At 35.1% G+C, this 13,029-nt stretch carries 10 protein-coding genes; 1 reads left to right on the forward strand and 9 read right to left on the reverse strand.

Translation table 11 applies throughout. The annotated features are described in order from the left end of the window. Window positions 1-2: 2 nt before the first annotated feature. From G7081_RS06825 to G7081_RS06845, 5 genes are all read right to left on the reverse strand, one after another. Window positions 3-155 carry a hypothetical protein gene (locus G7081_RS06825; RefSeq protein ID WP_166008188.1) on the reverse strand — a complete coding sequence of 51 codons (153 nt, stop codon included), beginning with the start codon at window positions 153-155 and terminating at the stop codon, window positions 3-5. A 204-nt stretch (window positions 156-359) separates the two neighbouring features. Next, window positions 360-1,853 carry an ATP-binding cassette domain-containing protein gene (locus G7081_RS06830; RefSeq protein ID WP_166008189.1) on the reverse strand — a complete coding sequence of 498 codons (1,494 nt, stop codon included), beginning with the start codon at window positions 1,851-1,853 and terminating at the stop codon, window positions 360-362. Between the two features lie 28 nt (window positions 1,854-1,881). Continuing rightward, window positions 1,882-3,414 (reverse strand): ribosomal protection-like ABC-F family protein, encoded by a 1,533-nt coding sequence (gene abc-f / locus G7081_RS06835; protein WP_166008190.1) that lies wholly within the window; start codon window positions 3,412-3,414, stop codon window positions 1,882-1,884. A 319-nt stretch (window positions 3,415-3,733) separates the two neighbouring features. After that, entirely contained in the window at window positions 3,734-5,686 is a 1,953-nt protein-coding gene (locus G7081_RS06840) for a MucBP domain-containing protein (RefSeq protein ID WP_166008191.1), read from the reverse strand. 247 nt (window positions 5,687-5,933) lie between these two features. Next, on the reverse strand, window positions 5,934-6,449 hold the full coding sequence (locus tag G7081_RS06845; protein ID WP_166008192.1) for a VanZ family protein: 516 nt from the start codon (window positions 6,447-6,449) through the stop codon (window positions 5,934-5,936). Window positions 6,450-6,635: 186 nt separating this feature from the next. On the opposite strand from G7081_RS06845, the gene G7081_RS06850 reads away from it, so the two are divergent. Continuing rightward, complete coding sequence (locus tag G7081_RS06850; protein WP_166008193.1) at window positions 6,636-8,120, forward strand: helix-turn-helix domain-containing protein; 1,485 nt, start codon at window positions 6,636-6,638, stop codon at window positions 8,118-8,120. A gap of 39 nt (window positions 8,121-8,159) precedes the next feature. Here G7081_RS06850 and G7081_RS07710 read toward each other — a convergent pair whose 3' ends face one another. From G7081_RS07710 to G7081_RS06870, 4 genes are all read right to left on the reverse strand, one after another. Next, window positions 8,160-10,508: a BspA family leucine-rich repeat surface protein gene (locus tag G7081_RS07710; protein WP_166008194.1), complete on the reverse strand. Its 2,349-nt coding sequence runs from the start codon at window positions 10,506-10,508 to the stop codon at window positions 8,160-8,162. Window positions 10,509-10,645: 137 nt separating this feature from the next. Further along, entirely contained in the window at window positions 10,646-11,359 is a 714-nt protein-coding gene (locus G7081_RS06860; RefSeq protein WP_166008195.1) for a transaldolase, read from the reverse strand. A gap of 11 nt (window positions 11,360-11,370) precedes the next feature. Continuing rightward, on the reverse strand, window positions 11,371-12,738 hold the full coding sequence (locus G7081_RS06865; RefSeq protein ID WP_166008196.1) for a PTS ascorbate transporter subunit IIC: 1,368 nt from the start codon (window positions 12,736-12,738) through the stop codon (window positions 11,371-11,373). Between the two features lie 2 nt (window positions 12,739-12,740). Continuing rightward, the gene (locus G7081_RS06870) at window positions 12,741-13,028 is read right to left on the reverse strand and encodes a PTS sugar transporter subunit IIB (protein ID WP_166008197.1); all 288 of its coding nucleotides are present in this window, start codon (window positions 13,026-13,028) and stop codon (window positions 12,741-12,743) included. Window position 13,029: the final 1 nt, after the last annotated feature.

Here is a 13,029-nt window from a genome sequence, read left to right on the forward strand (position 1 = left end):
TTTTATTGATAGACAACAAACAAAGCATACTCTTTTTGTTCCGTGTCATATGCGACACTAAAATCAACAATAATAAAGTTTTTTTCAATCAAACCTTTTAGTTCTGAATCAATTTGTTCATACGCTGAACTTGTTAATGATAATACTTTTTGCATATTTAACACTCCTTTTTTATTAGTAACTATAATAGTTACTATCTATAATTTAATTAAAACAGAAAAACAAACTGATGTAAAATAAAACGACTCCAATAAAAAGATCCCCGCGTAAGCGAGGATCTTTTTTCATTAACTTCTTATAGAGGTGTTATAACTAAATCGAACGTCCAAATCAGACCCGCACTGATTCCTAAAAGCATACTATCTTACCTCTAATACATTTAGACCAGCACTTGTCATCTGATAGATTTTGGTCCCAATTTCTTTAATAAACTTGCGGTCATGTGACACGCTGATAATGGTCCCTTTAAAATTCTTTAACTCTTGATACAAGTGCGGGTTGGTAATTGGACTTAAATTACGAGTTGGTTCATCTAATAAAAGAATCTCTTTCTTCTCCCTAATCATTCTTAGCAACAAAATCTTTGCTTGTTGTCCACCACTTAACTTACCAATTGATTGGAGCATCTCTTCACGTGTGAAATTCACGTTACCTAGTGCGGTGTAGATTTCTGTCCGCTCATCTGCATCACCAGTTATCTGTAGAAATTCTACTGCTGATTTAGTTAGCTCTAAGACTTCATCATACCGCTGTGGCATATAGCCTACCTCTTTACCTGCTAACTGATGTGATATCTCCTTTAATAACGTAGACTTACCGACACCATTTTCTCCTGTAATAACCACTTTATCGCCAGTTAAAACTTGCAATTCAATATCTCTTGATAAGACACCTTTTTCATTACGCAATTCGGCTACGCTAATTAATGGTAGTAACTTCCCTCGATGAATGTCCTCTAAGTAAGCAAAACTAAAGTAACTTTCTTTTTCATAAGCTAATAATTCACCAACATTCGCCTTATCTTTTTCCAAGCGACTTTTTTGATTCTTTAAATTAGCAACTTTCTTTTGTAATCGAGGGTCAGCACGGTTAACATGTTGATGCTGATGTTCGGCTTTTTGCCAGACTTGTTGTAGTTTAGCTTCTTTTTCTTGTAAGGCTCTTTTTTGAGTCTGGATATCTTGTTCATTTTTACTAATACGATTTAGTCGTCTGTCACGATAAGTCCTGTAATCTTGATAATCAATCGTATGCAGCGGCTGATCTTTACGACCTGCCAACTCAATATGCAAGATACAGTTAGCAGTTGCTTCAATAAACGCTTCATCATGCGAAACGTAAACCACCGGCATAGTTGTCTGCTTAATAAACTGTTCTAACCAATTAATAGTTGCTAAATCGATATCATTAGTTGGTTCATCTAGAAGTAACATCTCTGGTCCTATCGCTAAGACCGATAAGATTAAATAACGTGTTTTTTCACCACCTGATAAGGTGTGAAATAGTTGTTCGCTATATAAATTATCAATCCCAAAATCTTTCATAGCTCTTAATAAATCATCATTCCAATCAACTTCAGGGAATAAGTCCATTACCATCGTTTCTGTAGCTACTTGGTGCTGTTGGGATAAATAGCCAATCACGCTTGCTTTCGTTTTAACCTCACCTGATGTCTCAACATAGTCAGGAACATAGTCCCTTCCTCTCATCAATTTCAATAAGGTCGACTTACCATTTCCTTCTTCACCAATAATTGCAATTTTATCCCCAGGGTTAACAGCTAGATCCAACTCATTTAATAATTGTCTTCCCGTTTTTTTCTCTGTCATACTGACTTTTTTTAATGTCATCATTAGACATCACCTTCTTTTATCAAAAATTCTATAATGCTTTTATTTCTTTTAGTACGGATTGAAACTCTTCATCCAATTCTTTATAGCGTTTATCAGTTGGTGAGATCATACTGAGTTGGCTAAGTAGTTGATCGCGTTGTAATTCTAAACGCATCTTTTCTACTCCTGCATCTTTCTTAATTTCAGGTCCAACCTTTTCCTTGCCTAAGCTTATCTCTTTATCCGTTACTGCTTTTCGAAAATAAGCATCATGGGATACGACGATTAATGTTCCTTGGAAATCTTTTAAGACTGACTCTAGCGCTTGTCTTGAGGGTAAGTCTAAATGGTTGGTTGGTTCATCTAAGATTAAGACACTCTTACCTCTTAGCATTTGTTCTAATAACTTTACTTTTAACCGTTCTCCCATGCTTAATGTAGCAATATCTTGTTGCCACTGGTCACGATTAAATCCTAATTGAGCAAATAATAAACGGACGTCATCTCTTCGATCGCTGACAACCTCTAACGTCTCTAAGTAACTAGCAATCGTTTGCTCACTTGGTAAGTCTAAAACTTCCTGTGATAAGTAACCGATACTAGCACTTGGTGATAGCCAAAGTTTCCCGACAAGGTCTTCTTGACCAAGCAGGCCTTTAATCAAGGTACTCTTACCGGAACCGTTCTCACCTGTTATGGCGACTTTATCTCCTGCCATGATGGTAAAGTTTAAGTTTTTAAATAACTCTTTCTCTCCAAAATATTTTGATATATTCTCAGCCATCATAACTGGCCCTGATTTCTTACTATCTGTCATGAAATCTAAACGAATCCTTTGCTCATCTCTGACCTGTTCCACGCCTTCTTCTGCTAGCTTGTTTTCTAACCTAGTAGTTATGGATTTCCGTTGTTTGTCCATGGCTTTAGCTTTTGAACGGTAAAACTCTTTAGGGAATTCTTGTTTTGTTGATTGCTTATGGGCAGAAGCTGACCAATCTTCTAATTGCTTCAACTCTTTCGCTACTTTACGTTTTTCTTTTTGTTGCTGTTGATAGAGTTTAGACTGGCGCTCTCGTTGTTCTGCCTTTTGTTGTTCGTAGCTATCGTAGTTCCCTTTATAACAAGTTAACTCACCATTGGCTATTTCCCATATTTCATCGACTACCTCATTTAAGAAAGCACGATCATGAGAAATCATAATAACCGTCCTTTTCCGGTGGCTTAGCTGTTCTTTTAACCACGTGATATTTTTACTATCTAAATGGTTAGTCGGTTCATCTAATAACAGCAGTTCACTTCTTCCTTTGAAGACTTGCTGTAAACGGAATAAGGTTCTCTCCCCACCACTCTTAGTCGTATTGTCCATTACTTCTTGCTCAAAGTATTTCACTTGGTTTTTCTCTAGGGGATAATGACCCACTAACTCTTGATTCACTATGCCTTTTAGAAAAGTTGACTTCCCTGCTCCATTACCGCCAATAATTCCTATTTTTTGTCCTTGATAGACACTGATTTGTTTCATATTGAATAAAGGGTCCACACTTGTAGGAACACCTTGTTGATTAAGCGTTAAAACTAACATTCCATCACCTCTCCGGTGGGAAGGTATTAAAAAACCCTCCCAAATTAATTTGGAAGGATTAGACATGATAAAGATAAACTAAAATAAGCTAAAATACGCCCACTAGTTTTCGATAAATGCACAGACTAATCCCATTGAATCACACAATTTATTTGCGTTGACAATAAGATTATAACTTCATGCACCTATACCTCTTTCTTTCTTAAGTTGTTTAAAGCATAACAAATCATTTTCCGTTCGGCAAGTTATTTTTATCTAATAATTTATAAATAAAAAAAGAGAAGATTAAACTCTTCTCTTTTTACTATATAATTTTAAATTAAATCTTTTTTCTAGCAATAAGGATACTTGATCCTAATACAAGTAGTACACCTGTAATGAATAAAAGATAAAATTGGTCACCTTCACCTGTCTGTGGGAGACTTTGTCCCTTTAATTTTTCTAGATCAGATGAATGGTTACTTTCTATTTTTTCTGAATCACTATTATCGGCAGTTTCAATTGTTTCAGATTCATCGGAAGGATAACTAGGGATTAATTCAGTTCCTTCTTTTGTTTCTTTATACGTTAATGTAATTGTTTGTGCTTGATTTGTAATTTCCATGTTTAAGTCATGATCGGCATGATCATACTTAAAACCAGTAATTTCAGGTACTTCTATTGTTACTTGTGTGCCCTTTGTTCCGGTCACTTGTGTAGAATCTTTAATTACCTTACCTGCTGTATCAACATAGTTTACTGTGATAGCTTTTCCGATTGCTTCTGGATCAATCGGTTGCCACGGAATATTTTCTTCAACTTCTTTATACGTTAATGTGATTGTTTGTGCTTGATTTGTAATTTCCATGTTTAAGTCATGATCGGCATGATCATACTTAAAACCAGTAATTTCAGGTACTTCTATTGTTACTTGTGTGCCCTTTGTTCCGGTCACTTGTGTAGAATCTTTAATTACCTTACCTGCTGTATCAACATAGTTTACTGTGATAGCTTTCCCGATTGCTTCTGGATCAATCGGTTGCCATGGAATACTTTCTTTATACGTTAATGTAATTGTTTGTGCTTGATTTGTAATTTCCATGTTTAGGGCATGATCGGCATGATCATACTTGTAACCAGTAATTTCAGGTACTTCTATTGTTACTTGTGTCCCCTTTGTTCCGGTCACTTGTGTAGAATCTTTAATTACCTTACCTGCTGTATCAACATAGTTTACTGTGATAGCTTTCCCGATTGCTTCTGGATCAATCGGTTGCCATGGAATACTTTCTTTATACGTTAATGTGATTGTTTGAGATTCCTCACTAAATATCATTTTCAAGTCTTTATCTGCTTTTTCAAATACATGCCCATCAATATCTGGTGTAGAAATTTCAACACTTTCACCAAGATTTCCTTCCAATATCAATGAATCCTTGATTTGAGTCCCATTACTATCAACATAGTTAACCGTAATAGGCGCAGCTACTTTTTTCTCAACAATATATGGATAACGGATTTTAATACTACTTGGTGAAGTCGTAAAACTTTCCCCAAATCTTATTTTTTTAGCATTAGGTCCTTTCGGCATTACCGTTAAAACAACCGATCCTTCAGCAACCTCGTCACCTTTTGGATTAACAAACCATTGATTATTGTATGACCAATCTGATGATTCAAATTTAGCAAGTTCAAAATCAAACTCATGTGTATCAGGTAAAACTACAGGAGAAAGAGCTTTGATTCCTGAATTATCAGTATCATATGTTTGAACTTCATCAAGTAAAAATGCTTTACCAGCTCTATTATCATAATTTAAAATCAACTCTTGAAATCTACTTTTTGAAATCAGTTCAGAAAAATTTGAAAGATCTAGTTTATACTCTAATTTCAACCCAATACGAACAACACTCTCAAGTTTTCCTAGTGGTGACGGATCAGATATTTCGGTATTCATAAACCTTAACTGTTCCATCTTGGGTAACGTATTTAAAATTTCAACTAACTGTTCTAAATTATTCAGTTCCACTTTGGGACCGCCACTAACCGAACCGATAGCATAAATATTTTTACAATACTCTAAACCTTTATAGTCATTTATAATAATTGGTTCCGTTAAAACAGTTCCATCGAAATTGAGTACCGTTAATTTTTCTAAATCACTAATTGTAAAGTTCTCATTTTTAGTGTTAGCAATCATTAATTTTCTAAGACCTTCATCCGGAACTAATTGTTCTGGCGTTTCATCAGTCATGCTTAGATTATCCCCATAATCATTTGCGAAAGCTAACACCCCTCCTACACCTTGAAAAGATAGCATAAGACAAATAGTACAAAGTAAAATTTTACTTACATGTTTTTTTAATAAATAAGACATTTGATCTCCCCTAAATATTTTTTTAACCCCTTTAAATTAATTATATAACATATCATAGCTACTTTACTATAGATTAAAATAAATCCCTTAATTTTACGGATAGCATATTGAATCTCCGCTCTAATTAACTCCGTATAAAAGTTCCACTACAATGTCATAAAACTTAGTTAAATGCCACGATAATTAACAAGCCCACTAATATAACTGAAAATAATGACAAGCCTGCAATAACTAATACGCGATCAGTCTTACTAGATGGAAAGACTGCTTTTAATAGCCGGTAAATTAAATAACCTAAGACAGCGCCTAAGGTATTCATTAGAACATCCGTAATGTCTGCTCGTCCTAGCCCGAAAGTGTACTGTAATAGTTCCACAGCGACTGTAAACACCATGACTATACCTGTGACTTTAAAGATGTTCATTTTTTTAAATCCTAAAGCTAGTAAGCCACCGAATGGCAAGAAAATTAATAAGTTATCAATGATCTCACGTGTTTGTAAGTGATGGTTGACGATTACAGATTCTTTAAAAGGAATCCAATTTACATGATGCGGCTGTGAATAGAACATCTCCCTAAACCCATCCAATGAACCCACCATTTTAAATAATATAATCCAAACAATCGTGACAATATAACTCACTAATAAAATACGTGCTGCCGTGGTTGTTTTTCCCATGTTCTTTCCTCCCAAATATTCTCTTCTATTAGTATATAGAAACAGTCTGAGAAATGAATGAGACTTTAGGCTGACATCAATTAATATCTATCAAGACAAAACAAGGTTTTGTTGTACATTAAGTTGATTTTATTTTACAATTGTACACATGCTTTGCAAAAATCAAATGAAAAATGGCGGTCCCAAATGCTTAAATTATTACTCAAGAAAAATGAATTAGAAAGTATCCACCTTCTTGGTTCAACCTTATATGGACTGGATACGACAGTTTCCTTTGTCGAACAACACATGTTAAAGAGTAAAGTAACGGTCAAACATGACATTAGCTTCTTGAATACCTTATTCGAAGACTTAGGTTACCCTGAAACAAAAATGAGAATTGTAAACAATGAAATCCTGATTGAAAACCTAACAGATGATATTCACAATAATCTGATGTTTGAAGCCTGTGCTTACTTAGTTGATAACTCACCAACCTATAAAGTATTTTCAGCCTTTTTAGCAGAATTACATCCCCATAAGGAATTCGTTTTAGCTTATTCAAATGTTTCTGATAGTTATTTAACTAAAATCGTTAAAGAAATGAACCTCTTCTTAGCTGATATGGATTTACAAATTGCTTCACGCAAACAGCGTTATAAATTAATCGGCCCACCATTAAATGCTCTCTACTTTGAATTTTTATTAAGACAATCTCTGACATTCTTAACAGCCACTGAAGAGATTGAAAGCCCTGTTGACTACGAGGAAATTGAAAGTGATAGCATCGTCGAGCCTAAAATCACCACTAGCCTTTACGCTACATTAGAATCTGTGACGCCTTTTGAAAATAACTTCACGGATGATTCACACGTCTTAGAAATAATGAGTCACTTAATGACTGTTAATGATATCTCACCACTTATCCACTCATCGGTTACTCCGATTGAACAAAATAAGATGCTGATTAACTTATTCCTAAGAATCACTGGTAGCCAAGTTGATACTGTTGAACAACGACGCGAATTCGGTAAAGAATTGATTAAATTAAATAAGGTCGATCAATCTAACTATATGATTGACGATTCAATTTATATAGCTGGTATCTTCGCTACGCGTTTTTCAAAAAATGATGCCGAAAAAGAAACCATGTTCTACGAAGCACTATATGTCATTATTATCAAACAACTGATGTTTAATTTGATGAAAACAAATGTTGAGAAACTGTTTAACCCCACACCTGATTTCTTAACACAATTCCAAAGAAAAACACCAAAACAATCAGAAATGGCAGATTTCGCAAAAACTATTTTTGAATGTGATGCGGTTTCTGATTTAACCAAAGAAATGTTGACGAATTATAAATATCGTTTTAAATCAGACTTATTTAGTATCATTCCTCAATCCACGCCTCATATTAAGGTCCATATCGATATGAGCTACCACCTATCACGTGAGTATTATTTGAAGAAGAAAATTAAGCGTATTTTTTCTGATGATGCGATTTCTTTTTCAAATACACGAGAAAACGTTGATATCATTGTCAGTGATCGCATTTCAAACATCCCTGACGGAACAGCTTTTTTCTTCCTATTAAACCCCAATTCGACACAATCGGTTGAATTAATGATGAGCTTTATTATGTCAGAATACTTAAAAAAATTAAGTCACTTCCAAGCAACTGAAGCTTAATGCAAACTAAAAACGACCATCATTTGATGGTCGTTTTTTTTATTTCTTATATTTTTTATATCCAAATAATCCTGCGATTGCTAAGACAATCATTCCGACCACAGCGATAACTATATTTTTAGTCTCGCCAGTTTGCGGCATAACATAGCCTTTTTTACTTGCGTTTAAAACATCATCTGCCATTACTTTAGTTATAGCTTTAGTCTCATTCTTTAAGACTTGCGGACCTTCTTGTTTTTGATTATCTTTCGGGACTACATATTCCTCTGGATTAATCGGTGTCACAGGCTCTTCGGGAATCCCTGGTTTGATTGGTGTCCATGGAATACTTGGTTCTCCTGGTTCAACCGGATTTCCTGGCTCAAGCGGTGTTAGGTCTTCTACTTTTAAATACGTTAGTGTCACTGTTTGTTTTTTGTTAGCTATTTTATGTGAAAGTCCTTTATCACATTTGTCGAATTTATAGCCTTTGATTTCCGGAACATCGATGGTTACTTTTGTCCCTTTTGCCCCTGTTAATTGTGTACTACTTTGAATTTCTTTCCCGCTTGAATCCACGTATTTAACAGTGATTGGTTTCCCAATAGCATTCGGATCAATCGGTGTTAAGTCTTCTACTTTTAAATAAGTTAACGTGATTGTTTGTTCCACATTATCAATAACCATTGCTAAATCATGATCGGCCTGATCAAATTTATACCCATCAATCTCTAGTGGCTCAATCGTAATTGCCGTATCTTTTACCCCAGTCATTTGTGTACTACTGTGAATCTCATTACCTGATGTATCCACGTAGTTCACTGTAATTGGTTTCCCGACTGCATTCGGATCAATTGGCTTCCATTCTTCAACTTTTCCATATATCAAATTTATTACTTGATCTTCATCTGAATACACCATGTTTAAATCTTGACTAGCCTCCTTAAACTGATAACCTTCGAAGATTGGAGGTTCCACCGTAACCCCTAACCAGAGCGGACCACTCATTTTAGGCTCAACTCCCAGCAACTTTCCATCAGTATCAAAAGACTGGACAGTTATTGATTTACCATTTTTCTCTCGTACATATGCTTTAGGTTCTTTAATATGTTGGTTATCAATCAGCTCAGTGGTAATAAACGATTCACGTTCTGGCTTGAAAAAATCTTCCTCTTTTAACCACTTATCCGTATATCCTGATTTATTAGTTGTTTCTGGCAATGCAACACTGCTATTAAAATAGCTATTTGGGCCAAAAGATATTTTTACTAAGCCAACACAACCACCAAACATTCTTGACATCGTTGTTACACTAGAAGTATCAAAAGATGAGACATCTATATTTTCTAGCCTTCTACTATTAAAAAACATTGTGCTCATATTGTTTACATTTGACGTATTAAAGCTTGATAAATTAAGTTCTCTTAGAGAGTTACAATTGGAAAACATAAAATCCATTTCAGTTACTTTTGATGTGTTAAAACTTGATAAATCAATACTTTCTAGCGACTTAGCCCCACCAAACATTTCCGCCATATAAATCACATTTGATGTATTGAAACTTGATAAATTGAGACTACTTAATGATTCAGTCCATGCAAACATGCTTTCCATTGAAGTGACATTTTCTGTATTAAAACTAGATAAATCTAATCCTATTAATGATTCACATTCATAAAATGTTTCTTTCATATTTGTGACATTTGCAGTATTAAATCTGGATAAATCTAAACTTTGTAATGAGCGACAATCAAAAAACATACAACTCATATTAGAAATATTGTCTGTATTAACATTACTTAACCCGTCAAACTCTTTTAAATTATAAAATCTTATAAATAAACTTGATGAGTCAGCAGGAAATGACACCCCTTCCTCAAAAATAATCTTAGTCACATCTTTAAAGTTTCTACTATTGTCATTACTCAATTCTCCTGGACCAACTGTGGCAACAGATTTATCATCATTAAAGGTCACCTTACAACTTCCCCAAGTATCTGTTTTCACTGCATCTTTTTTGTCTTTTTCTTTGTCTTGCTCTCTATCTTCTTTATCAACATCACTTTTTTCAGTTGTTTCTTCTGAAGTAGCTTTATCTTGATCCTCACGTTCAACAGCTGTCACTTGTTCTGTTTCAAAAATTGACTCTGTTGTGGCATTTATAGCCTCAGTCATTTCTGATTGATCAATCACTTCTGATTCACTCACTGGTAATGACTCATCTGTCTCAGTAGCTTCTGTTGAAGCCATCTCCTCTGATGCATCTGACTCACTGATTTCTTCAACGGTCTCAAGCGTTTCTTCAATCGCCTCTCTTGGTGCGAGACCTGTTGAGACCTCACTTGCTAACCCGACTACTGGTTGAGACAACATCAATGTTGCCATAAACAAATAACTATACTTTTTCATTTGATGACCTCCCAAATCTTCTTTACACTTTAAGTCTAACGCTTATTCAATTAGATTTGTCGTAAAAAAAGAGGTCTTAACGAACAAAACTTTACTAAAAAAGCCCCCACCGAAGCGAGAGGCTTTTAAATATTAACTTATAAAATGGTAAAACCTAAATCTTTAATATCATTGTTAAACATGATAACTGTTTCTTTAGATAACTGTTCTAAGTCCATACCAACCATTGATAATTTAGATAAAATTGCTGGCGGAACTGTAATAATATCTGCTCCAATTTCATCTGCTTGGAAGATATTGATTAATTCACGAGTACTTGCCCAAAGTAATTCAGTACCATCTTTTTTAGCACACTCTGCAACAGATTGTTTCATTAACTCTGTGGGATCAATTCCTGTATCAGCAACACGTCCTGCGAAAACAGAAACAATATTTTTAGTTCCTGGTGCTAACGCATCAACAGTTTCTTTCACTTGTTCAATTGTCAAGATAGCTGTGATGTTTAAAGAGAAACCTTTTGCTGATAAACGTTCAATCAACGGAATTGAAGATTCGCCTTTTGTATTCATAATTGGAATTTTGATGAAAACATTTTCGCCAAACGATGCAATTTTTTCTGCTTCTTTTTCCATTGTCTCAAAATCATCTGCAAACACTTCAAAAGAAATTGATTTATCTGGAATTTCTTTAACTGCTTCTTCAGCAAACGCTACATAATCAGTGATTCCTGCTTTTTTCATTAATGAAGGATTTGTTGTGAATCCTGAAACCATTCCTTCTTTATAAGCTTCTTTCATTTTATCAATTTCGGCACCATCTGAATAAATTTTAACATTTAGGTTTTCTAACATATCAATCTCTCCTATTCTTCTTCTGGTTTATTGTTTACTGCATATGGAGCTGGACGTAAGATACTTGGTAAAACTAATGCTACAATCACAACTGCAATAATGACATAGATACCAACGCTGCCCATCCATTCACCTAATTTACCAATTACTAATCCGATGACTGCGAAATCTACGTCACCAAATGTTGTATTACCAAAACCTAAGTTACCTAATACTGGCATTAATAAAGCTGGTAAGAATGCTAAGGCTAGACCATTTACAAAGGCACCTAGCATGGCACCGCGTCTACCACCTGTTGCATTACCATAAACCCCTGCCGTCGCACCACAGAAGAAGTGAGGAACAAGACCAGGAATAATTAAGACACTACCCGCCAATCCTAAGATGAACATTCCGATTAAACCACCTACAAAACTGCTGACAAAACCAATGATAACTGCTGTTGGCGCGTATGGGAAGAATACGGCACAGTCAACGGCTGGTACTGCATTTGGAATAACTTTAGTCGCAATCCCTTGGAAAGCAGGAATTAAATCGGCTAGAATCATACGTACACCTGAATAAACAATTGTGACACCTACTGCGAATTTAAGACCACACAATAGTGCAAATAAGAATGGCGATTTACCATCTGATAAAGTTGATACAAACTCAGGTCCAGCAACGATTGCCGATACTAAGTAGAATGCCATCATTGTTAACGCTGTAGAGATTGTTGTATTACGTAAGAAGCTCCATTTTTCCGGAACATCAATATCTTCTGTACTACTACTATTTTTACCAACTAAGCCGCCCATCCAGCTTGCAAGTAAGTAACCAATACTACCGAAGTGCCCCATGGCAACATCATCACCATCTGTTACTTTAAGAGTTGATTTTTGCATGATTGCTGGAGAAATTGCACTCCAAGCTCCTAAGAAGAAACCACCAATTAAAATTAGTTTCCAACTACTAAATCCTAGCGCACCTAATACTGCTGATAATAGACATGCCATAAAGAAACTGTGGTGACCTGTTAAGAACACATATTTATAACGTGTGAAACGAGCGATTAGTACGTTGAACACTAAACCAACAACTAAGATTGTCATTGTTTCAACACCCAACAAATCTTGGGCAACTGATGTTACCGCTTCGTTGTTAGGAACAACCCCTTTAATATTAAAACCAAATTCAATCATTTTGGCTAATGGATCTAAGTTACCTGAAATAACGTCTGCCCCAGCAGCTAACATCAAGTAACCAAGGATTGGACCTAGTGTACCCGTTAAGACTTTATGTGCTGGCGCTTTTAATGCAATCAAACCAACCATTGCCATTAATCCCATTAAGATGGCAGGTTCACTCAGCATGTCTTTAATAAATGTAAGCAAGCCCATTGTTAGTTTCCTCCTTCAGCTAATTCTTTTAGTGTTGGTAAAACATCTTCGGTAATTTTCTTTTTGTTCATATAACTTCTTGTATAAGCTACTTTTTGACCATTTTTAAAAATGTCAGCAAACTCTTTTACTGTGACAAATAAATCGGCATCTTTACCTGTTGCTGAATTTGAATCTGTCGATTCAGCAGAAATTTCAATGCCATTCTCTTTTGCGATTTCTTCAATTTTCATTTTTAACATCAAGCTACTACCAATTCCGTTACCACATACTGTGACTACTTTTAACATA

It is taken from the genome of Vagococcus coleopterorum, from assembly GCF_011303955.1.
Taxonomy (GTDB): domain Bacteria; phylum Bacillota; class Bacilli; order Lactobacillales; family Vagococcaceae; genus Vagococcus_D; species Vagococcus_D coleopterorum.

Coding starts and splice junctions, on each gene's coding strand:
- G7081_RS06845 (WP_166008192.1), bottom strand. CDS start 6,449: ATGGGAAAAACAACCACGGCAGCACGTATTTTATTAGTGAGTTATATT.
- G7081_RS06865 (WP_166008196.1), bottom strand. CDS start 12,738: ATGGGCTTGCTTACATTTATTAAAGACATGCTGAGTGAACCTGCCATC.
- G7081_RS07710 (WP_166008194.1), bottom strand. CDS start 10,508: ATGAAAAAGTATAGTTATTTGTTTATGGCAACATTGATGTTGTCTCAA.
- G7081_RS06860 (WP_166008195.1), bottom strand. CDS start 11,359: ATGTTAGAAAACCTAAATGTTAAAATTTATTCAGATGGTGCCGAAATT.
- G7081_RS06850 (WP_166008193.1), top strand. CDS start 6,636: ATGCTTAAATTATTACTCAAGAAAAATGAATTAGAAAGTATCCACCTT.
- G7081_RS06870 (WP_166008197.1), bottom strand. CDS start 13,028: ATGTTAAAAGTAGTCACAGTATGTGGTAACGGAATTGGTAGTAGCTTG.
- G7081_RS06830 (WP_166008189.1), bottom strand. CDS start 1,853: ATGATGACATTAAAAAAAGTCAGTATGACAGAGAAAAAAACGGGAAGA.
- G7081_RS06825 (WP_166008188.1), bottom strand. CDS start 155: ATGCAAAAAGTATTATCATTAACAAGTTCAGCGTATGAACAAATTGAT.
- abc-f (WP_166008190.1), bottom strand. CDS start 3,414: ATGTTAGTTTTAACGCTTAATCAACAAGGTGTTCCTACAAGTGTGGAC.